The sequence below is a fragment of the Flavobacterium sp. genome (genome assembly GCF_040383245.1).
Lineage (GTDB): Bacteria > Bacteroidota > Bacteroidia > Flavobacteriales > Flavobacteriaceae > Flavobacterium.
Genome location: NZ_JBEIDX010000019.1, coordinates 20,875 through 44,206 on the forward strand (window position 1 = coordinate 20,875; position 23,332 = coordinate 44,206).

A 23,332-nucleotide genomic window follows, 5' to 3' on the forward strand; every position below is an offset into this window, starting at 1 on the left:
GATATGTTATTTTCTTTTAATTATTGAAAGTAAAATCCCTTTTAGTTCAAAATATTCCGTTGATTTTATGATTTCGAATGTTGCAATAGTTATTATAAATCCGAAGGTACATTGCAAGGGTAGCGTAATCCATACAGAATAATTGAATAATGTAAATAAAAACATAGCTGCAGCTACAAAAATGGAAACCAAAAATGAAGGATAAATATCTTTTATTTGGGCCCAGATGGAATAGTTGATTAGCCTTGCAGAATAATAACTATTTAATACATAGGCCGCAAAAGAGATAAACACACTCCCCCATAGCATAAGCTCAATACCGTAAAAAACACCTAAGCATATTGGTACAACAGCTATAGCCTTTTTAATTATTTCCAATCTTAGAAATAAATCAGAGCGACCTTTTACCATTAACATGTTTAGATTAATAGCATGTAAAGGTTGTAACATTCCTGCAAAACAAATAATTTGAAGATAGGTAACTGATGGCAACCATTTTTCACCAATCGTTAATAGAATTAGTGGTTTTGCAATAGCGGCTAATCCTAACATACAGGTAAATGCAACCAGCATTGTAGCTTTAATTACACGTCGATATGTCAATTTTAGTCGTTCATCCTCATCTTGTATATTGCATAATACGGGATAACTAACACGTTGTACAACGCTTGTAAGATTGCTTGAAAAAATTGAATTAAATTGTTCGGCGCGAGTATATTGACCCAATTGAACAGCAGAGTAATACTTACCAATAATCAAAAAATAAATATTATTATAAATGGTGTCCATTAATCCTGATATCAATAACTTTGAACCAAAACCAAAGAGTTCTTGAAAACTATCTTTTGAAAACTCCAAAACTGGTCGCCACTTACTAATAACCCATAAAAAGATGGTATTTAATAATTGCCGTGATATTTGCAGGCTTACTAAACTCCATACTCCAAAACCTTTTAAAGCCATCGTTATGCCAACAATACCACTTATAATTGAAGAAATCATTGAAATTTTTGTTTGGTTTTTAAAATCAACTTCTTTTACCAATAAACTTCTTTGTACTATACCAAAAGCGTTAATTATTAATATAGTACCCATTACTCTGGTAATAGAAATCAGATTAGGTTCCTTAAAAAACCAACTTATAGCAGGTGCAGAATAAAACAAAATTAGATAAAGGACAATTCCCAAACACAGATTAAAATAAAAAACCGTATTATAATCTACTTCTTTTGGCTCCACTTTACGAATTAATGCACTTGAAAAACCACTATCCACTATTGAATTAGACACTGCTATAAAAATCGTTATCATACCAATGAGGCCAAATTCAGCTGGTGAAAGAATACGGGCTAATATTATTCCGACTATAAAAGTAATACCTGCGTTGGCAATATTATCTACAAAGCTCCAACTAACTCCTTTTATGGCTTTTTCTCTTAACCCTTTCATTAATTGAATTGTTTCATGTTTGTTATTTCAACAACCAACTTGATGATTGAATCTTGTCCCCTAACCCATCCAGTAATGTTATTCCTAATTTTTCACAAACAGGAACTTCCGGTATTGAATTATTATTTTGGTCACCACCATTGGCAAAAGCAAGTTGATATTCGTTGTGCAATTTTTCGTGTATGTGCTGTATGGTAGCGCAAACAGTACGGTCTTCATCAATGGAGAGAAATACTTGGTCAACGCTTTTAATATTAGAAACTATAAAGACGCGTTCGACTTCTTGTTGGAATTCTTTACTGCCTTTCAAGGCACGCTGTTTGTCATTGTTGACAATTACAATAAGGTAATCGCCCATTGCTTTGGCATTATTGAAATACTCAATGTGCCCTTTGTGGATGGGATTGAAATATCCGCTTACTATTATGGCTTTTTTCATTTTAGTTTTTTTTAAGGTTTTGCTTCGCACCGTTCGGCTTCGCCTCGGGTCAGGTTTAAAGTTTCAAATTTTAGGTTTAGCTACGCACGGTTCGGCTGTGCCTCGGGTCAAATCTTCAAATTTTCAAATTAACTACCCGCAATTTCTTTAAAAATCCTTATTACAATCAATCCTAAAATGGTTAAAAACCCGGCTAAGATTCCGCCTAATAGAATTCCTTTAACTTTTCCAAAATTTTCCTTTGGTAACGGTAAAATCGGTTTGTCGATGACTTGTATTAATGGGGTTTCTTTTCTTAAGGTTACTTTGGCTAACTCCGCTTGTTTAACAATTTCGGTTAAGATAGCAGTATTGGCTTGAACATCTACCTGTCTTCTGGCAGATGGAACGCGTTTTACATTTAGTGCAGGATTAAGTCCAAAAGTATTATCATTGGCTACAGCTACACCTGTAATTGCACCGTTGAGTTCGCCACGGATTGAATCGGTTTGTCGTACTAAGATGTCCATGTTTTCCTTAGCGCGTTTACTTTTAGTTTCTATGTAAAAATCGGTTACCGTTTTTGACAAAGCCAAGGCAAATTGCTGTGCAAAATATTCGTTAGTACCTTTTAAAGTAATAGTTCCAATAGCTGTTTTTTTGTCTTTTTGCTCAACAGTTAAACAGTTTTTTGAAAGATCTTTGTAAATTACTCCAAAAATACTGTCTTGAACTCTAGTGAATTTAGTTCTATCTGCATTAGGTATAAATTTTATGACTTTTAAATAAGGTTTTTCTTCCCATTTTTCACGCCACTCCTTATCTTGAATATACATTTCTGCTAAAGAAATGGTTTTGTTATTTTGGGTTACAGGTGCCAATAGGGTTTGTTCTACCATTGTGCGCGATTTAAACAATTCCATTAGGTTGGCACCAGAAAAGGCACCACTACTTCCGCTAGTTGCTCCAATGTCGAATCCAAAAGAACTGGCCAAACTTCCTAATCCACCTCCTACGGCTTTTCCGTCTTCTAAAGCGTAGGTAAGTTTGGCTGTATAAACAGGTTTTTTATAAATAGAATATCCTAAACCCAAAATTGCTCCAGCTATTGCTGCCAGTATTACTTTTTTCTTTTTAGATAAAAGATATATATACCACTCTTTAGCTTTTACAAGAATTTCTTTAAGTGTGATTTCGTCGTTTGTTGTTTCCATATGTATTAATCTATGATTTTGTTTCAAGTTTCAGGTTTCAAGTTTTCACTTATCACTTTTGTTGTTTCGAAAAGTTATCACTTAGTTTCACCAAGGATTTCATTCTCAAATCTTCAAATTGGCTCATTGAAAATTACTTACAATCTCCAATAATTTTTGAAATCAATTTTATTTAGGATGCCTTTGATATCGAATAAATTTACGGGGCCATTTGATAGTTTTTCAAACTCTGAATAAGTCATATTTTTATATTCCTGATGACCTACAGCCAATACAATTGCATCGTATTTTTTGGTTGGTTTTGATTGCACTTTAACTTTGTACTCATGCCAAACTTCGTTTGGATCACCATAAGGATCAACTACTTCTACTTCAATAGAAAAGTCTTGTAATTCCTTAATAAGATCAATAACCTTAGAATTACGAATATCTGAAACATCTTCTTTAAAAGTAATCCCCATAACCAATACATTGGCCTTACCTGGATTTATGTTTTTTTCAATTAAGGATTGAACTACACGTTTGGCAATAAAGGTAGGTATGTAATCGTTTACTCGGCGTCCCGCTGCAATAACTTGAGGGTCTATACCAATTTTTTTCGCTTTGTGCATTAAGTAAAAAGGATCCACACTAATGCAATGTCCTCCCACTAGTCCTGGTTGGTATTTATGAAAGTTCCATTTGGTTCCTGCAGCTTCTATTACGGCTTGGGTATCAATTCCCATTTTATCAAAAATTATTGCCAATTCATTCATTAATGAAATATTGATATCTCGCTGGGTGTTTTCAATCACTTTCGCGGCTTCGGCCACTTTAATTGTTGGTGCTTTATGTAAACCTGCTTCTATAATTGAACCGTAAACTGTTGCAATTACATCTAATGCTTCAGGATTGTTACCAGAAACAATTTTTAAAATTTTGGTTACGGTTTTAATTTTGTCCCCTGGAACAATGCGTTCTGGACTGTAACCATAATTAAAATCTACACCTGCTTTTAAACCGCTGTACTTTTCTAATACAGGTATGCAATCTTCTTCTGTACATCCTGGATAAACAGTAGATTCATAAACTACAGTATCTCCTTTTTTTAGAATTTTTCCAATACTTTTAGAAGCACTAATTAAAGGATTTAAATTTGGTACTTTGTTCTTATCAATATCGGTTGGTACTCCAATTATATGAAAATTAGCAACTTTGGCTTCTTCTACATCTGAAGTAAATTTAATATTTACATCTTTAAATGCATGATTAGACAATTCATTAGAAGGGTCAATACCCAATTTCATTAGGGCAATTCGGTCTTTATTTATATCAAAACCTATGACTTTAAATTTCTTAGCAAATTCTAATGCTAATGGCAATCCTACATAGCCGAGTCCTGTTACTGAAATAATAGTTTTTGGTTCCATAGTAAGTTTGAGATGCTGGGGTTGGGGTAACTAGGAATAAAAAATTCAAATCCTAATAATGGCTTCGCCCTGTCAGTCCCATTAATTGTCTAACTTATTAAATATTTAGGCTAGTTTAACTAGCTTATTCTTGTTCAAAAATCAACAAACCATCACCTTCAAATCGCTGTGTGACTTGAAAAATAATGGTTTTATGAATTTCATTTTCTACTTTTTCTTTCAATTGGTCTAAATACTGTTCATGGATTAATCCTCCTTCAATTACCACTTCTAGAAGGCCAGAATCTATTCCTTTAGCATAATCTCCTATCAAAAAAACACGCTTAACCTCCCCTATTCTTGTTACCACAGCTTCAATAATATCATCCAAACCAATGTGTTTACGAACAATTTGCTGAAGTAATGAAAAAAAAGGGTGAAGCTTGTTGGCACGGTATATTACTTTCGAATCTTGTTCCACTCTAAGAATATATCCTGCTTCAGCTAAGTTATTTAATTCTTTTCGGATAGCATTTGTGTTTTCCTGCATTTCAGTTGCCAAACCTCTCAAATAACCTTCATTAGCAGCATTAATGAAAAATTTCACTAGCAAGCGCAATCTTGTTTTGGAAGTAATTAAGTTAGCTAACACAAATAATGATTTTTGAATAACAAAAGTACTCTTATTTTTATTTATTTCAAATATTAAATTAAACAATATAGAAAAAATGCCATAAAATACTGCCGATTATGTATAAGAAATGTATTGAAAATAGAAATTAACTTATAATTCTATATTCAAATTCTTAGGTTTTTCTAATGTAAGTAAAATTCCTAATGACTCTAGTGATAATTGAATTTTAGAATTTGTAGTACTTTTAATTAATCCTTCTTGTCCTTTAAATGGGCCATAAGGAATTTTTAGTTTGTCACCACGATTAAGCGGAGATTGTTCTATTGAAGTGTAATCTAGTGTAAGATATTTCTTTAATGTTTCAATTTCTAATTCTCTAATTATGGCTGGTTGACCTAACCAAAAAACAAAGCGTACTACTCCCGGAACTTGAAAAACATTATTTCTATTAGCTGTTTCAATTTTTACAAATACATAAGATGGTAATACCGGCAAAGCAACTTTTTTCTTTCTATCACTCCATTGTTTAACAGAAGTTACCATTGGACAATAAGCCTCAATTCCTAAAGAATTAAGATTATCTGCAACCTTTTTTTCGTTGCGTGGTTTTGTATAAACAGCATACCAATTCATAATGCAAATATACTGTTTTCAATAAAATTGAACTTGTGTGAGCTAACAAAGTTTTTATTATATTTGCTGCATAAAACAATTATCATTCAACACATGAAGCGTATTTTATTTGTTTGTTTATTCGGCTTATTTTCGACTTTTTCAATTGGGCAAGAATTTTTAAAAGGAAAAGATTTAAGTCAGATAAAAGCCGCTCAATTTTCGGAAGCTGAAATCGCACAAATTGGAAAAGAACTCAAAGCCAATCAGATGACTTTGGAACAAGTTGAGCCCCTTGCGCTAGCAAAAGGAATTAACGCCTTAGAGTTTGCACAATTAAAAGTAAGGTTGGAGGCAACAAGTGCACAACAAAAACTACAAAAAGAAAAAAAAGAAAACAGTCTTAAAACACAATTAATCGATACAGTACAACTTAATAAGAAAAAAATTGATGTTTTTGGATCTGAATTGTTTACAACAAAAAGTTTGTCGTTTGAACCTAATCAAAACATGCCAACACCACCCAATTATATTCTAGGACCAGGTGATCAACTGGAAATAAATATATATGGTGTACAACAATTATCCTATTCAGGATCGTTATCAAAAAACGGAACCATTAACATTCCAAATGTAGGTGAAGTTTTTGTCAGTGGCTTAAGCTTTGATGCGGCAAAAAGTAAAATTCAAAAACAAGTAAGTCGAATCTACTCAACCGTTGGTTCTGGAAATAGTAAATTATCTGTAAGTGTTTCCAATTACCGTTCGATATTAGTAACAATAATTGGAGCGCAACAATCAGGCAATTATCGTTTGAGCGCCATGAGTACGGTTTATAATGCATTACATGTAGCTGGCGGTCCGAGTGATATTGGCAGTTACCGAAAAATCGAATTAATCAGAAATAGTAAAGTTATTCGCACTATAGATTTGTATCGTTTTTTATCTAAAGGAGATCAAAGTGATAATATCTCATTAACTGACAATGATGTAATTCGTATACCAAGTTACGATGGAAGAATTACTCTTGAAGGTGAAATTAAAAGACCTGGAATTTTTGAAATAGGAACCGGTGAGAATTTACACCAAATTATTACTTATGCATCAGGATTTACTGATAATGCTTATAAAAATAGAATCTTGGTCAAACAAAAAACCAGAACCGAATTAAAAGTCACCGATTTAAATGAAAATAACTTTTCAACTTATGTTCCTAAAGCAGGAGATTTAATAAGTGTTGACAAAATTTTAGATCGTTACGAAAACAGAGTTCAAATTAAAGGAGCCGTTTTTCGTCCTGGAGAATACAGTTTACCACTTACTGGTTTAATGACCATTAAAGATTTAGTAGTTAAAGCCGACGGCGTTAAAGAAAATGTTTTTTTAAATAAAGCTTCTCTTATTCGACAAAAAGAGGATTTAACAAAAGAATATATTAGTTTTAATTTACAAGCTGCATTAAACGGTGATACTACAGCCAATATGACACTTCAAAAAGAAGATATCGTTATGGTATTTTTCAACCAAGAATTATTGGATAGCTATAAAATTTCTATATCTGGTGAAGTTCGTAAACCAGGAACTTTTAATTATGTGTCAGGAATGACATTATATGATTTATTATTAGAATCTGAATATTTTACAAACATTGCTGCTAGCTCGGTTACGGTGTTTCGAAATAAAAAAGATGCAGCATATAATGCTAACGATCAAGAAAAAATTATTTCATTCAATCTTTCAATAGATCCAAAAAATCCCGATTCGGCAGCCAGTTTCCTTCTAGAAGCACAAGACAATGTAGTGGTGCGTCGTATTGTTACTTTTGAAACACCTCAAATGATTACTTTAACTGGGGAAGTTTTATATCCAGGTGGTTATGCCATTGTGAAAAAGGAAGAACGCATCTTAGATTTTATTCAAAGAGCCGGTGGATTAACAGATGAAGCTGATCAAGATGCAATACGAGTGATTCGAAATGAATTGATAATTCCAATTGACTGGAAAGCAATCAACCAAGATCCAATTGGAACCCGAAATTTAATTTTGGAGCAAGGTGATGCAATACAAATCTCTAACAAAAGTTATACAGTAGCAGTTACTGGAGGTGTAAGGTTTAATAGCGAAGTTCCCTATAAAAAAGGAAAAGGATTAAAATACTACATAAACAACTCAGGAGGTGTAACTGACAAAGGATGGCTAAAAAAAGTATATGTTGTAAATGCTAATGGATCAGCTAGTACTAGCAGTTCATTTTTTGGTATTCATAGTTATCCAAAAATACTGCCTGGAAGTAAAATTGTTGTACCCGAAAAACCAGAAAGACAAAAAACGAGCACAAGTGAAATTGTTGGGATTTCAAGTGTATTGGCAAGTTTAGCCGGTATACTCTTAGCAGTATTCAGATAATAAATAAAATAAATTAAATTATTTTATTTTCCAATAGCTTGGTATTCAAAACCAATTTTGAGTAGTTCATCAGCATTTAGTACATTTCTTCCGTCAAAAACAAAAGCCGGCTTTAACATACTGTCATATATTTTTTGCCAATCATACTCTTTAAATTCATCCCATTCTGTTAATACTGCTATAGCGTGAGCGTTTTTACATGCCTCGTAGGCGTTATCGTTAGATATAATATATTTTGCATTTTGAGCTTGTGTTCTTGATTCTAAATAATTTAAATCAAATAATATTTGCTCATGACTAACTTTTGGATCAAATACCGAAATTGAAGCTTGTTCATTTATTAAATCATCTGCCACATAAATCGCAGCTGATTCTCTAGTGTCGTTTGTATCTTTTTTAAATGCCCAACCAAAGAATGCTATTTTCTTTCCCGATATTGTATTATATAAAGTGCTTACAATATTTTTTGAAAACCTTCTTTTTTGATGATCATTCATGATAATTACTTGTTCCCAATAATCAGCTACTTCATTTAGTCCAAATGATTTAGCTATGTATACTAAGTTCAATATGTCTTTTTGAAAACAAGATCCCCCAAAACCAACCGAAGCTTTTAAAAACTTAGGCCCAATTCTGCTGTCCATTCCAATAGCTTTAGCAACTTCATTTACATCAGCTCCTGTTTTTTCACAAAGTTCAGAAATTGCATTTATTGAAGAAACGCGTTGCGCTAAAAAAGCATTTGCTGTTAGTTTAGACAGCTCGGATGACCAAATATTGGTTGTTAATATACGATCTTTTGGCACCCAGTTTGAATAAACATCCACTAAAGACTGAATTGCATTTTGACCTTCTGGTGAAGTATCTCCACCTATTAAAACACGATCGGGATTGAAAAGATCGACAACTGCAGTTCCCTCAGCTAAAAACTCTGGATTAGATAATATTTGATAACGAACACCATTTCCGGTATTGGTTAAAATTTCTTTAATTGCACTAGCAGTTCGTACTGGAAGCGTTGATTTTTCAACAACAATTTTATCCGTCTTTGCAACTTTTGCAATTTGACGTGCACACAATTCAATATATTTTAAATCGGCAGCCATCCCTTTTCCAGCACCATATGTCTTTGTTGGGGTATTCACCGAAATAAATATCATTTCAGCTTCATCAATAGCTTTTTCTACTTCAGTTGAAAAAAACAAATTTCTTCCTCTTGCTTCTTTAACAACATCTGCTAAACCTGGCTCATATATTGGTAATTCTTCATCATTTGTGCTGTTCCAAGCATTGATACGATTTTCATTAACATCAACTACCGTTACCTTGATATTTGGGCACTTTTGAGCAATAACTGCCATAGTTGGCCCTCCAACATATCCAGCTCCAATACAACAAATGTTTGTAATTTTCATTTATTTTTTCGTTTATATATTTATATTAACTCTATAATTTATTTATAGACTAATAAGGGGCAAAATTAAGATTTTATTTTATTTTCACTATCAATTTCCAACTAAATTAAAATATACTTAATAGTTAAAAAAAAAGTGCCATTTGAAATGTTATTTATCCATTAGTGAATGAATAGGGAACTCTTTGTACAATACTTCTTCCTAAGGTAACTTCGTCGGCATATTCCAATTCATCTCCCACGGCAATTCCACGAGCAATTGTTGAAGTATTAATGGAATAATCTTTAAGCTGTTTGTACAGATAAAAATTGGTAGTATCGCCTTCCATGGTGGAGCTTAATGCAAATATAATTTCTTCAACAGCACCCGATTTTACCTTTTCAACTAAAGTAAAAATATTTAACTGACTTGGACCAATTCCATCAATTGGAGAAATTTTCCCACCCAAAACATGATAAACTCCTTTAAATTGGTTGGTATTTTCTATAGCCATTACATCGCGAATGTCTTCTACAACACAAATTACCGAATGATTTCTTGAAGAATTAGAACATATTTCACATACTTCAATATCAGAAATATTATGGCAATTTTTACAAAATTTCACCTCTTCACGCATCGTTATAAGTGCTTGAGACAAATACTGCGTTTGCTCTGAAGGTTGTTTTAATAAATGAAGTACCAATCGAAGTGCTGTTCGCTTTCCTACTCCAGGTAGCTGCGCCATTTCATTGACTGCTTTTTCTAATAATTTTGATGAAAATTCCATGAAGCAAAAGTAAAAAATAAAGTTGGAAGTTAGATGAATTTCTGTTCGTCGAACTTTCTTCGTGCTCTCAACTTCGAACTTGCATCTTTTTTACTATTTTAGCCCAACTAAAAAACCAAAACTATGTCTCCAATAGCTATATTAATTTTAATTGTAATCTATTTTAGTATACTAATTTTAATCGCTGCACTGGTTAGTAAAAAAAGTTCAGACAACGATACTTTTTTCAAGGCCAATAAAAATTCCAAATGGTATTTGGTTGCCTTTGGAATGATTGGAACCGCCATTTCTGGAATTACTTTTATTTCGGTTCCGGGTGAGGTAGGCAACCCCGATTTACAATTTAAATACTTTCAGTTTGTATTAGGTTGTGCACTTGGTTTTATTATTGTTGCCAAACTTTTATTGCCCTTGTATTATCGTATGAATCTGACTTCAATATACGGCTATATTGAGCAGCGACTTGGAGTTGTAAGCTATAAAACTGCAGCCAGTATCTTCTTAATAGGAAGAACTATAGGGTCTGCATTTCGATTGTATTTGGTTGTTTTTGTGTTGCAAAAATATGTGTTTGACGCACTACATGTTCCCTTTGCAGTAACTGTATTGATATCCTTGGGATTAATTTTTGCCTATACATATAAAGGGGGATTAAAAACAATTATTATCACCGATACGCTACAAACTTTCTTTTTAATTTCTTCGGTATTTTTAACCATCTATTTCATTTGCCAGAGTTTGAATTTCAATATGATTGAAGCATTTGAACAGGTAAAAAACAGCAACTATTCGAAAGTTTTTTTCTATGAAGATTATTTAGCAGGAACTTATTATTGGAAGCAAATTTTAGGTGGAATTTTTGTAACTATAGCAACTGTTGGATTGGATCAAGATTTAATGCAAAAGAATTTAAGCTGTAAAAACATCGGCGAAGCACAAAAAAACATGTACACTTTCACCGGGATTTTTCTTGTAATCAACATCTTCTTTTTAAGCGTTGGTGCATTACTTTACCTTTATGCAGATAAAAATGGAATTGCAGTTCCGCAAGTAAATGGAGTAGCTAGGACCGATTTACTTTTCCCTGAAATTGCCATCCATCATTTAAGTATTATTCCAACAATTGTGTTTTTATTGGGATTAACAGCAGCAACTTTTGCAACTACCGATAGTGCTTTAACGGCTTTAACAACATCGTTTTGCGTTGATTTTTTGGGAATGGACAAAACCGAAAATCAGAACAAACCCAACATTGTTAGAACGCGACATTTAGTACATGTAGGATTTTCGATCTTGATGTTTTTGGTAATTATTTTATTTAACGCCATCAATGACGATTCGGTAGTAAAAATGGTATTTAAAATTGCTACCTACACTTACGGCCCATTGCTAGGTTTATTTGCCTTTGGATTATTTATGAAATCGAAAGCAGTTCATGACAAATTGGTGCCATTTATTTGCCTAATTTCCCCGGCAATTTGTTTTTTGATTACTCAAAATTCGGAAAGGCTTTTTGGAAAATATGTAATCGATAATGAATTAATCATTGTAAACGGATTGATTACATTTATTGGGTTGCTACTAATTAGCAAACCCGCTACAAGTCAAACTAAATTTTAATATTGATTGGTTGCCAACAAAACCAAAGTACAAGCTTCTTCTACCTTTATATTATTGGATTTTAATAACTGATAAAACTCTGGATTTTCTGTACCCGGATTGAAAACTACTCGTTTTGGTTTGGTTTCGATGATGTAATTGTAGTATTCCCTTTGACGCAACGGATTTAAATACAGACTGACCGTATCGATGTTTTTCAGTGGAATATTTTTAGTTCTAATGGAAATTCCGGCAACTTCCCCTTGGTTCTGACCAATAGCAAGAACGGAATGCCCTTTTTCTACCAACATAGTTATTGCTTTAAAGGCATATCTTTCTGGTTTAGTAGAAGCTCCAAGAACAAGTGTTTTTTTATTTTTCATATATTTTTGTGTCAAACTATTCTTTTGGAAGAAAAATTTCTGCCATCATACAACGAGCACTTCCGCCACCACAAGCTTCAATAGTATCTAAACTAGAATGAATTATAGTGAGGTGTTCTTCAAGTTGTGCAATTTGTTTTTTGGTTAATGAATGGTATGCCGAAGAACTCATGACCAAATATCTTCTCTCGTCAGAACCTAAAACCTCTAACATGTTTCCAGCAAAATTATTCATTTGATCTTCTGTAATCAAAATGATTTCTTTTTCATCAGATCGCAAGCTGTCTAAAACCATTTTGCGCTCTTTTTTATCATCGATACAATCGGAACAAATTACTGCAAAAGTATCTCCTATGCACATCATTACATTGGTATGATAGATTAATTTTCGTTCACCATTAACCGTTTGAAAAGCTTCAAAAATGATCGGACTTAAATCAAAATCTTCACAAAACTCAATAAAAAGTTCCTCATCGGCACGCGGTGAAAGTGCGCAATAGGCTTTACCGTTTTCACGATCTAAAACAATACTTCCAGTGCCTTCTAAATAATACCCATCCTCCTCCGCAGAAGAATAATCCATTACTTCATCGTTTATTTGAAAACCTGCATCTTCTAGAATATCCAAAACATCTTCTCTGCGTTCGGCTCTTCTGTTTTCTGCAAACATTGGATACAAAACCACATCGCCATTTTCATGAAATGAAATCCAATTATTTGGAAAAATGCTATCTGGAGTATCCGGATTTAGATTATCCTCAACCACAGTTACATCCACACCAACCATTCGAAGTTTGTTTACAAATGCATCAAATTCTTCTTGTGCTTTTGCATTCACATTTTGCGGAGTCAATCCGTCTAAAACCTTTTGATAATAATTATTTACAGCCGTTTGCTCGTTCATACGAAAAGCCACAGGACGAATCATTAAAATAGAATTGGTGGTTTGGTTCATGGTTTATTTGTTTGAAGTTTAAAGTTTAAAGTTTCAATGAATCTTTACTCTAAACGGTTATTAATCTCTTAGTAATGGTAAAGTCGAACAACGCAATAAACCCTCTTGCTTGGCTATTTCTGCGTAAGGAATTTCTTCAACTGTAAAACCTTTTTCTCGCAACCAGGTGTTTAGTCTGGTGAAGTTTTTTTCGGAAACTACAACATCAGGAGCTATTGAAAACACATTGGAATTCATGTGATACATTTCTTCGCGGGTAATGTGAAATAAATTTTCTTTTCCAAATAGTTTCAATAAATATCTATAATCGGCTTCTTCCCTGAAACCACTTTTATAAATAATTCCTTTATTTTCTCCAATTGGCTGAAAGCAACAATCTAAATGCAAGGCATTATCTCGGGCTTCCATTTTGGATTTTACTAAATCAAATTCTTTTACAATTTTATGCGGAAATAATTTTTTTATGTAATTCACACCCGCCATATTGGTTCGGGCTGTGATATAATCTTTATAGTCAGATCCTTTGTAGGTACCAATAAAAATATAGTCATTCCATAGCATTACATCGCCTCCTTCAATATGAACCTCATCTGGCGGACGAACCACTTTAGCAGGATCCATTTGATCTATCACATATTGAATAGCATCTAATTCGCGTTCTCTATCAGGAAGAATATTCGCTTTGATAAAGACATCATCAATTACAAATCCGATATCTCTTGTGAATATTTGGTTGTAATTTTCAATTCGCTCGGGACGGTATACCTCTACATCATACTTTTGAAACACTTTATTAAAGGCTTCCATTTCATTTACCATATCTTCTTCAACTGGATAAGTTCCTGCAAGAATGTGTTCTAATGATTTTGGATCGTAGGCTTCTTCTGCAGTTGGCGTAGGACCATTATCTACAGCAGAACCCAATACAACTGCTCTTAATCTTGAAGTTTCATTTATTACATTTAACTGCAACATAAATTTTTTGCTTTATAGCAAATATAAAAAAGCTCCGCTGAATAGCGAAGCTTTTGTTTATAAGTATTGATAGATTTTTATCTTTTATCCATTGCAACAAAATCTCTCAATGGGTGCCCAACATAAACTTGTCTTGGTCTACCAATTGGCTCTTTGTTTACACGCATTTCTTTCCATTGCGCAATCCAACCTGGTAAACGACCAATTGCAAACATTACGGTAAACATTTCAGTTGGAATACCTAAGGCACGGTAGATGATACCCGAATAGAAATCAACATTTGGATATAATTTTCTAGAAACAAAATACTCATCTACTAATGCAGCCTCTTCTAATTTTTTAGCAATTTGAAGAATTGGATCATCAACTCCTAAAGTAGCTAAAACCTCATCGGCAGCTTTTTTAATGATTTTTGCTCTTGGATCAAAGTTTTTATAAACTCTATGACCAAATCCCATTAAACGGAATGGATCGTCTTTATCTTTTGCTTTTGCCATGTATTTATTAGCATCACCTCCGTCTTTTTGAATTGCTTCAAGCATTTCTAAAACCGCTTGGTTTGCTCCACCATGAAGTGGACCCCATAGTGCAGAAACTCCAGCAGAAATAGAAGCGAATAATCCCGCGTGAGAAGAACCAACTATTCTAACTGTAGAAGTTGAACAGTTTTGTTCATGATCTGCATGTAAAATAAATAATTTATCTAAAGCATCAATTACCACTTGATTTTTTGCATAAGGTCCAGTTGGTAATTCAAACATCAATTTCATGAAGTTTTCTACATACCCTTTGGTATTATCATAGTAATTTAATGGGTAACCCATCATTTTTCTGTAGGTCCAAGTTGCAATTACAAGAAATTTACCGATTGTTTTACAAACCGCTTCATACATTTCTTTTTCATTTTCAACATTTACTACTTTTGGATTAAAAGCAGTTAATGCAGAAGTTAATGAAGATAAAACACCCATTGGATGCGCTGTTTTTGGAAAACCATCAATGATGTTTTTCATTTCTTCATTCACTAAAGTATATTTACGAATGTCGTTTTCAAATTGCTCTAATTGCTCTTTTGTAGGGAGCTCACCAAAAATGATTAAGTAAGACACTTCAAGAAAATTAGCTTTATCTGCTAAATCTTCAATAGCGTATCCTCTGTAACGAAGAATTCCTTCTTCACCATCTAAGAAGGTAATTTCACTTTGACATGAACCCGAGTTTTTATAACCTGGATCAAGAGTGATAGCACCTGTTAAATCGCGTAGTTTGTTAATATCGATAGCAGGTTCATTTTCGGATCCAATAATAACTGGAAACTCAAATTTTTTACCATCATACTCTAATATTGCTGTTTTTGACATGATATAATTGGAAATTAAGTCTGAATATTTATAATATAACAAAATTATGGAATTCCAAATGAATAAAAAAAGAATTAAAGTAATGATTTAGTTAATTTTTTAATAAAAATTACATGTTTGATATAGATTGAATTGAATCAAAAAAAAGCCCTATAAAACTATAGGGCTTTTATAATAATTTACTTATTTATTATTTTTGTTTGAATGCTTTCAATCCAGGGAAATAAGCAGTATCTGCTAGCTCCTCTTCAATTCGCAATAATTGATTGTATTTTGCCATACGATCAGAACGAGAAGCTGATCCTGTTTTAATTTGACCACAATTTAAAGCCACTGCTAAATCGGCAATGGTATTGTCTTCTGTTTCACCAGAACGGTGTGACATTACTGAAGTATAACCCGCATTTTTAGCCATATTTACAGCAGCAATCGTTTCTGTTAAAGTTCCGATTTGGTTTACTTTAACTAAGATTGAATTCGCAATTCCTTTTTCAATTCCGGTTGATAAACGCTCCACATTAGTTACAAACAAATCATCCCCTACTAATTGAACTTTATCTCCAATTAATTCAGTTAAATATTTCCAACCATCCCAATCGTTTTCTTGCATTCCGTCTTCAATAGATATGATAGGATATTTAGTAGCTAATTCAGCCATATATTCTGCTTGTTCTCTTGAAGTTCTAATTTTTCCGTTTGGACCTTCAAATTTTGTGTAGTCGTATTTTCCATCAACATAAAACTCAGAAGCAGCACAATCTAAAGCAATCATCACTTCGTCACCAAATTTATATCCGGCATTTTCAACCGCTTTTTTAATAGTTTCGATAGCATCTTCAGTTCCACCTTCAAGATTTGGTGCAAAACCACCTTCATCTCCAACTGCGGTAGATAAATTTCTGTCGTGTAATACTTTTTTCAAATTATGAAAAATCTCCGTTCCCATTTGCATAGCATGAGTGAAAGAAGTTGCTTTTACTGGCATTACCATAAATTCTTGAAAAGCAATAGGCGCATCAGAATGTGATCCTCCGTTGATGATATTCATCATTGGCACAGGCAAAGTATTTGCAGAAACTCCACCAACATAGCGGTATAATGGCAATCCTAATTCGTTAGCAGCAGCTTTGGCAGCGGCCAAAGAAACACCAAGAATAGCATTAGCACCAAGATTTCCTTTATTTGCAGTACCATCTAAATCGATCATTAATTGATCTATTAAGTTTTGTTCAAAAACAGAAACTCCTAATAATTCGGGAGCAATTTTAGTATTAACATTTTCAACCGCTTTAAAAACTCCTTTTCCCATGTAAGCTTTTCCTCCATCACGAAGTTCTACTGCTTCATGTTCTCCGGTTGAAGCTCCACTAGGAACTGCAGCGCGACCTAAAACGCCATTTTCGGTAATCACATCTACTTCGATTGTAGGATTTCCTCTAGAATCTAAAATTTGTCTTGCGTGTACTTTAATAATAATGCTCATTATTTATAAATTATTTATTTGTTATCCATTAAATCATCAAAAATTGTATACAAATTTAATGATATTGGAAAAAATTTACTTTGTTTTTTGAAAAACTTATAAACTCAAACGATTTAGTAACAGTAATTTATTTTGAATACTGCAGTTATTGAAGCGATTCTATAAATTTATCAAAAAGATAAGAAGAGTCATGTGGACCAGGGCTTGCCTCTGGATGGTATTGCACCGAAAAACATTTTTTAGATTTCATTTGCATACCCGCTACCGTATTGTCATTAATGTGGTAATGCGTGATTTCTAGATCGGCGTGATTTTCTAGCTCTTCTCTATTAACTGCAAATCCGTGGTTTTGAGAGGTAATTTCACCTTTCCCGGAAAGGATATTCATCACAGGATGGTTAATTCCCCTGTGTCCATTAAACATTTTATAAGTAGACACTCCATTTGCTAAAGCAATAATTTGGTGTCCTAAACAAATTCCGAAAAGAGGTTTATCCGAATTTATGATTTCTTTCGCTACTGATTGAACTACAGTTAGTGGCTCTGGATCACCAGGTCCATTAGAAAGAAAATATCCATTGGGATTAAATGATTGTAAATCTGCGAAAGAAGAATTATACGGAAACACTTTAATATAGCAATCTCTTTTTGCAAGATTTCGTAGGATATTTCTTTTAATTCCTAAGTCTAAAGCCGCAATTTTATAGGTTGCATTTTCGTCACCAAAAAAGTAAGGCTCTTTGGTAGAAACTGTAGATGCCAATTCCAATCCTTTCATATCTGGAACCGCAGCCAATTGTTTTTTTAACTCTTCAACAGAAGTTCCATCTGTTGAAATCACTGCATTTTGCGCTCCATTATCTCTAATATAACTTACAAGTGCTCTGGTATCTACATCAGAAATACAAACTAGATTTTGTTTTTCAAAATAAGCATATAAGTCACTTTCAGAATCGGGACGCGAATGATTAAAACTAAAATTCTTACAAACTAAGCCGGCAATTTTAATTCCATCCGACTCCACTTCATTTTCATTGACCCCATAATTTCCAATATGAGGATTTGTGGCTACCATGATTTGACCAAAATAAGAAGGGTCTGTAAAAATTTCTTGATAACCTGTCATTCCAGTATTAAAACATACCTCTCCAAAGGTAGTTCCCGAAATTCCGATAGATTTTCCGTGAAAAATAGTTCCGTCAGCTAGAAGTAGAATAGCTTGAGGTCTTGTATTATATTTCATTAGTTGTTGTTTTGCCAAATAGTTAGTAGTTGCATGCAAATTTAGGATTTTCGATTTAATTATTTAGAGTACTTTGATAAACTTTATTAAGAATACTATCAAATTTATACACATTAATATTGAAACCTGTTTTAATTTAATTAATTATAAATTCATATAAAAAAACTCCCCAATAATAAATTGAGGAGTTTTAAATATTAAGCTTGTCCTGTTGGACCAAAATTTAAAGGAATTACCGGTTGTTCGGAATCTTTTATTTCGCCATGAGCTTGTTCAAATCGGTGAATGTTTTCTCCCATTGCTTTAAGCAACCTTTTAGCATGTTGCGGTGTTAGGATAATTCTCGATTTTACTTTCGATTTTGGAACACCAGGCATGATCGTTACAAAATCTAATACAAATTCTGATGGTGAATGGTTGATGATAGCCAAATTAGAATAAATTCCTTCGGCTACTTTCTCATCCAATTCAATATTGATTTGCCCTGGCTGTACTTGTTCGTTATCGCTCATAATTAATAAATATATTCTTCTTTACTAGCCATAATTTCATTGTAGTCTTCTTTAGAACCTACAATTACATTATCGTAATCTCTCATACCTGTACCTGCAGGAATTCTGTGTCCTACAATTACATTTTCTTTCAATCCTTCTAAAGTATCAACTTTTCCAGCTACAGCTGCTTCGTTTAATACTTTGGTAGTTTCCTGGAACGATGCCGCAGAAATAAATGATTTCGTTTGAAGCGATGCTCTTGTAATACCTTGTAAAACTGGAGTTGCAGTTGCCGTAATAACATCACGAGCTACAACTAAATTTTTATCATTTCGTTTCAATAAAGAATTTTCATCTCTAAGAATTCTAGGTGAAACAATTTGACCTGGTTTTAAAGCATCAGAATCTCCAGCATCTTCAACTACTTTCATTCCGTACAATTTATCATTTTCAACTAAGAAATCAGAAGTATGAATTAATTGCTCTTCTAGGAATAAAGTATCTCCTGGATCTTCCACTCTTACTTTACGCATCATTTGACGAATAACTACCTCAAAGTGTTTGTCATTAATTTTTACCCCTTGAAGACGGTATACCTCTTGAATTTCGTTAACCAAATACTGTTGAACAGCAGATGGTCCTTGAATTCTTAAAATATCTTCTGGAGTAATTGCTCCGTCTGATAATGGCACTCCCGCTTTTACAAAGTCATTTTCTTGAACTAAGATTTGACTTGATAATTTCACTAGGTACTTTTTAACTTCACCAAATTTAGATTCGATGATGATCTCACGGTTACCTCTTTTGATTTTTCCAAAAGTAACTACTCCATCAATCTCAGATACTACAGCTGGGTTAGAAGGATTACGAGCCTCTAATAACTCAGTAATTCTTGGTAAACCTCCTGTAATATCACCTGCTTTAGAAGAACGACGAGGAATTTTAACAAGGATTTTACCTGCTTTAATTTTCTCTCCATCTTCTACCATAAGGTGAGCTCCTACTGGTAAGTTGTAAGAACGAATTAATTCTCCGTCTTTACCATAAACCAATAAGGTTGGAATTAATTTTTTATTTCTTCCTTCAGAAATTACTTTTTCTTGGAAACCTGTTTGCTCATCAATTTCAACCATATATGATTGTCCTTGCTCTAAATCTTCGTAAGCAATTTTTCCAGTAAATTCTGAAACGATAACTCCATTATACGGATCCCATTTACAGATAGCAGCACCTTTTTCAACCACATCGCCATCTTTAACATTAATTACAGATCCATAAGGAATGTAATGCGTGCTTAATAAGATTCCGGTTTTAACATCGATTAATTTTAATTCTGTAGAACGAGAAACAACAATATCTACTTTGTTTCCATCTGCATCTTCTCCAACAACCGTTTTTAAATCGTCGATTTCTAGCTTACCGCCAAATCTAGCAATGATACTAGACTCTTCAGAAACTCCACCTGCAACCCCACCTACGTGGAATGTTCTAAGTGTTAACTGTGTTCCTGGCTCTCCAATAGATTGGGCTGCGATAACTCCAACAGCTTCTCCTTTTTGAGTCATTTTTCCGGTTGCTAGGTTACGTCCGTAACATTTAGCACAAATACCTTTTTTAGCTTCACATGTTAATGGAGAACGTACATCTACTTTTTCAACAGGTGATTCTTCAATTGCTTTAACAATAGCCTCAGTAATTTGTTCACCTGCATGAACTAATATATTAGAATCAAGAGGATTGATAACATCTTGCAATGCCACACGTCCTAAAATTCTTTCTCCTAATGTTTCAACGATTTCTTCGTTTTTCTTTAATGCAGAAACTTCAATTCCTCTTAAAGTACCACAATCAACAGAGTTTACAATAACATCTTGAGATACATCATGTAATCTTCGAGTTAAGTAACCAGCATCTGCAGTTTTAAGAGCCGTATCCGCAAGACCTTTACGAGCACCGTGAGTAGAGATAAAGTACTCAAGGATAGAAAGACCTTCTTTAAAGTTAGAAAGAATTGGGTTTTCAATAATTTCACCACCACCTGCAGTCGATTTTTTAGGCTTAGCCATAAAAACACGCATACACGTTAAATGACGAATTTGCTCTTTAGAACCCCTTGCTCCAGAGTCAAGCATCATATACACCGAGTTGAAACCTTGTTGGTCTTCTCTAATGTTTTTCATTGCTAACTCCGTCAATTGTGCATTTGCAGAAGTCCAAATATCAATAACTTGGTTGTAACGCTCGTTATTGGTAATAAGTCCCATGTTATAGTTTAAGGAAATTCCTTCAACTTGCTCTCTTGCATCTGCAATTAACTTGGTTTTTTGTTCTGGAATTCTAATATCACCTAATGAGAATGACAATCCACCTTTGAAGGCAAATTTGTATCCCATATCTTTCATATTATCAAGGAAAGCTGCAGTTGTAGGAACATCAGTTACCGACAAGATTTTTCCGATAATATCTCTTAAAGATTTTTTAGTTAATACTTCATTGATGTATCCAGCTGCTGGCGGAACTACTTCGTTAAAAAGTACTCTACCTGCTGTAGTTTGGATAACTTTATATACTAATTCTCCTGCATCATTAAAATCTTTTGCACGAACTTTTACACGAGCATTCAATTCTAATCTTCCTTCATTTAAAGCAATGTTTACTTCTTCTGCCGAGTAGAAAGTCAAATCTTGACCTAAAATTTTATGATCTGGTGTTGACAATCTTTCTTTGGTCATGTAATAAAGACCAAGTACCATGTCTTGAGAAGGTACCGTGATTGGAGCTCCATTAGCAGGGTTCAAGATATTATGAGAAGCCAACATTAATAATTGTGCTTCAAGAATTGCTTCTGGTCCAAGTGGCAAGTGAACTGCCATTTGATCCCCATCAAAATCCGCGTTGAACGCCGTACATACTAAAGGGTGTAATTGGATTGCTTTTCCTTCAATTAATTTTGGTTGGAAAGCTTGAATTCCTAATCTGTGTAAGGTAGGAGCACGATTCAGTAATACTGGATGTCCTTTAATTACATTTTCTAAGATATCCCAAACTACAGGCTCTTTTTTGTCAATTATTTTCTTAGCCGATTTAACTGTTTTAACGATTCCTCTTTCGATTAATTTACGAATAACGAATGGTTTGTATAGTTCGGCAGCCATATCTTTTGGAAGTCCGCATTCGAACAATTTCATTTCTGGTCCAACAACAATTACCGAACGAGCAGAATAATCCACACGTTTTCCAAGTAAGTTTTGACGGAAACGACCTTGTTTTCCTTTTAGGGAATCCGATAACGATTTTAATGGTCTGTTTGATTCTGTTTTAACCGCTGAAGCTTTACGAGTGTTATCAAATAATGAATCTACAGATTCTTGTAACATACGCTTTTCGTTTCTTAAGATTACTTCAGGAGCTTTAATCTCCATTAATCTTTTTAAACGGTTGTTTCTGATGATTACTCTACGGTACAAGTCATTCAAATCGGAAGTTGCGAAACGACCACCATCAAGTGGCACTAACGGACGCAATTCTGGTGGAATAACTGGAACTACTTTCATAATCATCCATTCTGGACGATTTTCTCTATTAAGGTTTGAATCTCTGAATGATTCTACTACTTGTAATCTTTTTAAAGCCTCCGTTTTTCTTTGTTTAGAAGTTTCATGATTTGCACCATGACGTAATTCATAAGAAAGCGCATCAAGATCCGTTCTAGCTAATAAATCCATGATACACTCTGCTCCCATTTTGGCAACAAATTTATTTGGATCTAAATCATCTAAATATTGATTATCTGCTGGAAGGGTATCTAAAATATTTAAATACTCTTCTTCTGTTAAGAAATCTAAACGTTGTAATGGTTCTCCTTCTGCATTAACTGCAATACCTGCTTGGATTACTACGTATCTTTCGTAGTAAATAATCATATCTAATTTCTTAGATGGTAATCCAAGGATGTATCCAATTTTGTTTGGAAGTGAACGGAAATACCAAATGTGAGCGATAGGCACAACAAGATTGATGTGTCCTACTCTATCACGACGTACTTTTTTCTCGGTTACTTCAACACCACAACGGTCACAAACGATTCCTTTGTAGCGAATTCTTTTATATTTTCCACAAGCACATTCAAAATCTTTTACTGGACCGAAAATACGCTCACAAAAAAGACCATCACGTTCTGGCTTATGGGTTCTGTAATTAATTGTTTCTGGTTTTAAAACCTCACCTCTTGATTCAGCTAAAATGGATTCTGGCGAAGCCAATCCAATAGAGATTTTCTCAAATCTTTTAGGTGCATTCTTGTCTTTATTTCTGTTATTCATCATAGTTTCTACTATTGATTTATTATATTAATTGAACTTAGATTTATGATTTTGCTTCCTAAAGAAACCTAACCATTAAGTTACTACCTCGAATTACTTCTCTAAACCTCAAACTGTATTTGCAGGTGCTAGTTAAAAAACCAAAAGGTTCAATAAAAAATCGGAACGGTTTACGGGTATAAATCTTTAAAAACTTATTATAAATAAGTATT

General features: G+C 33.6%; 18 protein-coding genes. 2 read left to right on the forward strand and 16 right to left on the reverse strand.

Annotated elements, in window-relative coordinates; all coding sequences use genetic code 11:
- Nucleotides 1-6: 6 nt before the first annotated feature.
- The 6 genes from ABWO08_RS08555 to ABWO08_RS08580 form a co-directional block, all read right to left on the reverse strand.
- Entirely contained in the window at nucleotides 7-1,449 is a 1,443-nt protein-coding gene (locus ABWO08_RS08555) for a lipopolysaccharide biosynthesis protein (RefSeq protein WP_353085176.1), read from the reverse strand.
- 22 nt (nucleotides 1,450-1,471) lie between these two features.
- Nucleotides 1,472-1,918, reverse strand: coding sequence for an adenylyltransferase/cytidyltransferase family protein (locus tag ABWO08_RS08560; protein WP_353085178.1), 447 nt, complete (start codon nucleotides 1,916-1,918; stop codon nucleotides 1,472-1,474).
- Between the two features lie 98 nt (nucleotides 1,919-2,016).
- Nucleotides 2,017-3,081 carry a GumC domain-containing protein gene (locus ABWO08_RS08565; protein ID WP_353085180.1) on the reverse strand — a complete coding sequence of 355 codons (1,065 nt, stop codon included), beginning with the start codon at nucleotides 3,079-3,081 and terminating at the stop codon, nucleotides 2,017-2,019.
- A gap of 137 nt (nucleotides 3,082-3,218) precedes the next feature.
- A complete protein-coding gene (locus tag ABWO08_RS08570; RefSeq protein WP_353085182.1) occupies nucleotides 3,219-4,490 on the reverse strand; it encodes a nucleotide sugar dehydrogenase in 1,272 nt (423 codons plus the stop codon).
- Nucleotides 4,491-4,614: 124 nt separating this feature from the next.
- Nucleotides 4,615-5,121, reverse strand: coding sequence for an ArsR family transcriptional regulator (locus ABWO08_RS08575; protein ID WP_353085184.1), 507 nt, complete (start codon nucleotides 5,119-5,121; stop codon nucleotides 4,615-4,617).
- Between the two features lie 132 nt (nucleotides 5,122-5,253).
- The gene (locus ABWO08_RS08580; protein ID WP_353085185.1) at nucleotides 5,254-5,736 is read right to left on the reverse strand and encodes a UpxY family transcription antiterminator; all 483 of its coding nucleotides are present in this window, start codon (nucleotides 5,734-5,736) and stop codon (nucleotides 5,254-5,256) included.
- Between the two features lie 93 nt (nucleotides 5,737-5,829).
- Here ABWO08_RS08580 and ABWO08_RS08585 point away from each other — a divergent pair, with 93 nt between their 5' ends.
- Nucleotides 5,830-8,121, forward strand: a complete 2,292-nt coding sequence (locus ABWO08_RS08585) for an SLBB domain-containing protein (protein ID WP_353085186.1) — start codon at nucleotides 5,830-5,832, stop codon at nucleotides 8,119-8,121.
- Nucleotides 8,122-8,144: 23 nt separating this feature from the next.
- Here ABWO08_RS08585 and ABWO08_RS08590 read toward each other — a convergent pair whose 3' ends face one another.
- Together ABWO08_RS08590 and recR are read right to left on the reverse strand one after the other, a co-directional pair.
- A complete protein-coding gene (locus ABWO08_RS08590; RefSeq protein WP_353085188.1) occupies nucleotides 8,145-9,536 on the reverse strand; it encodes a UDP-glucose 6-dehydrogenase in 1,392 nt (463 codons plus the stop codon).
- A 154-nt stretch (nucleotides 9,537-9,690) separates the two neighbouring features.
- Nucleotides 9,691-10,305, reverse strand: a complete 615-nt coding sequence (gene recR / locus ABWO08_RS08595; protein WP_353085190.1) for a recombination mediator RecR — start codon at nucleotides 10,303-10,305, stop codon at nucleotides 9,691-9,693.
- Between the two features lie 123 nt (nucleotides 10,306-10,428).
- Here recR and ABWO08_RS08600 point away from each other — a divergent pair, with 123 nt between their 5' ends.
- The gene (locus ABWO08_RS08600) at nucleotides 10,429-11,925 is read left to right on the forward strand and encodes a sodium:solute symporter (RefSeq protein WP_353085192.1); all 1,497 of its coding nucleotides are present in this window, start codon (nucleotides 10,429-10,431) and stop codon (nucleotides 11,923-11,925) included.
- Here ABWO08_RS08600 and ABWO08_RS08605 read toward each other — a convergent pair.
- The 8 genes from ABWO08_RS08605 to rpoC form a co-directional block, all read right to left on the reverse strand.
- Nucleotides 11,922-12,287 carry a CoA-binding protein gene (locus tag ABWO08_RS08605; protein ID WP_353085194.1) on the reverse strand — a complete coding sequence of 122 codons (366 nt, stop codon included), beginning with the start codon at nucleotides 12,285-12,287 and terminating at the stop codon, nucleotides 11,922-11,924. The two genes, ABWO08_RS08600 and ABWO08_RS08605, sit on opposite strands and share 4 nt — an antisense overlap.
- A gap of 16 nt (nucleotides 12,288-12,303) precedes the next feature.
- The gene (gene ctlX / locus ABWO08_RS08610) at nucleotides 12,304-13,242 is read right to left on the reverse strand and encodes a citrulline utilization hydrolase CtlX (protein WP_353085196.1); all 939 of its coding nucleotides are present in this window, start codon (nucleotides 13,240-13,242) and stop codon (nucleotides 12,304-12,306) included.
- 60 nt (nucleotides 13,243-13,302) lie between these two features.
- On the reverse strand, nucleotides 13,303-14,217 hold the full coding sequence (locus tag ABWO08_RS08615; protein WP_353085198.1) for a dimethylarginine dimethylaminohydrolase family protein: 915 nt from the start codon (nucleotides 14,215-14,217) through the stop codon (nucleotides 13,303-13,305).
- A gap of 77 nt (nucleotides 14,218-14,294) precedes the next feature.
- The gene (locus ABWO08_RS08620; protein WP_353085201.1) at nucleotides 14,295-15,578 is read right to left on the reverse strand and encodes a citrate synthase; all 1,284 of its coding nucleotides are present in this window, start codon (nucleotides 15,576-15,578) and stop codon (nucleotides 14,295-14,297) included.
- A 190-nt stretch (nucleotides 15,579-15,768) separates the two neighbouring features.
- On the reverse strand, nucleotides 15,769-17,061 hold the full coding sequence (eno, locus tag ABWO08_RS08625; RefSeq protein WP_353085203.1) for a phosphopyruvate hydratase: 1,293 nt from the start codon (nucleotides 17,059-17,061) through the stop codon (nucleotides 15,769-15,771).
- A gap of 145 nt (nucleotides 17,062-17,206) precedes the next feature.
- On the reverse strand, nucleotides 17,207-18,304 hold the full coding sequence (gene carA, locus ABWO08_RS08630) for a glutamine-hydrolyzing carbamoyl-phosphate synthase small subunit (RefSeq protein WP_353085205.1): 1,098 nt from the start codon (nucleotides 18,302-18,304) through the stop codon (nucleotides 17,207-17,209).
- A gap of 197 nt (nucleotides 18,305-18,501) precedes the next feature.
- Nucleotides 18,502-18,816: a DUF3467 domain-containing protein gene (locus ABWO08_RS08635; RefSeq protein WP_353085207.1), complete on the reverse strand. Its 315-nt coding sequence runs from the start codon at nucleotides 18,814-18,816 to the stop codon at nucleotides 18,502-18,504.
- A 2-nt stretch (nucleotides 18,817-18,818) separates the two neighbouring features.
- Nucleotides 18,819-23,123, reverse strand: coding sequence for a DNA-directed RNA polymerase subunit beta' (gene rpoC / locus ABWO08_RS08640; RefSeq protein ID WP_353085208.1), 4,305 nt, complete (start codon nucleotides 23,121-23,123; stop codon nucleotides 18,819-18,821).
- Between the last annotated feature and the right edge of the window lie 209 nt (nucleotides 23,124-23,332).

Coding starts and splice junctions, on each gene's coding strand:
- ABWO08_RS08555 (WP_353085176.1), bottom strand. CDS start 1,449: ATGAAAGGGTTAAGAGAAAAAGCCATAAAAGGAGTTAGTTGGAGCTTT.
- ABWO08_RS08565 (WP_353085180.1), bottom strand. CDS start 3,081: ATGGAAACAACAAACGACGAAATCACACTTAAAGAAATTCTTGTAAAA.
- ABWO08_RS08570 (WP_353085182.1), bottom strand. CDS start 4,490: ATGGAACCAAAAACTATTATTTCAGTAACAGGACTCGGCTATGTAGGA.
- ABWO08_RS08580 (WP_353085185.1), bottom strand. CDS start 5,736: ATGAATTGGTATGCTGTTTATACAAAACCACGCAACGAAAAAAAGGTT.
- ABWO08_RS08585 (WP_353085186.1), top strand. CDS start 5,830: ATGAAGCGTATTTTATTTGTTTGTTTATTCGGCTTATTTTCGACTTTT.
- ABWO08_RS08590 (WP_353085188.1), bottom strand. CDS start 9,536: ATGAAAATTACAAACATTTGTTGTATTGGAGCTGGATATGTTGGAGGG.
- recR (WP_353085190.1), bottom strand. CDS start 10,305: ATGGAATTTTCATCAAAATTATTAGAAAAAGCAGTCAATGAAATGGCG.
- ABWO08_RS08600 (WP_353085192.1), top strand. CDS start 10,429: ATGTCTCCAATAGCTATATTAATTTTAATTGTAATCTATTTTAGTATA.
- ABWO08_RS08605 (WP_353085194.1), bottom strand. CDS start 12,287: ATGAAAAATAAAAAAACACTTGTTCTTGGAGCTTCTACTAAACCAGAA.
- ctlX (WP_353085196.1), bottom strand. CDS start 13,242: ATGAACCAAACCACCAATTCTATTTTAATGATTCGTCCTGTGGCTTTT.
- ABWO08_RS08615 (WP_353085198.1), bottom strand. CDS start 14,217: ATGTTGCAGTTAAATGTAATAAATGAAACTTCAAGATTAAGAGCAGTT.
- ABWO08_RS08620 (WP_353085201.1), bottom strand. CDS start 15,578: ATGTCAAAAACAGCAATATTAGAGTATGATGGTAAAAAATTTGAGTTT.
- eno (WP_353085203.1), bottom strand. CDS start 17,061: ATGAGCATTATTATTAAAGTACACGCAAGACAAATTTTAGATTCTAGA.
- carA (WP_353085205.1), bottom strand. CDS start 18,304: ATGAAATATAATACAAGACCTCAAGCTATTCTACTTCTAGCTGACGGA.
- ABWO08_RS08635 (WP_353085207.1), bottom strand. CDS start 18,816: ATGAGCGATAACGAACAAGTACAGCCAGGGCAAATCAATATTGAATTG.
- rpoC (WP_353085208.1), bottom strand. CDS start 23,123: ATGATGAATAACAGAAATAAAGACAAGAATGCACCTAAAAGATTTGAG.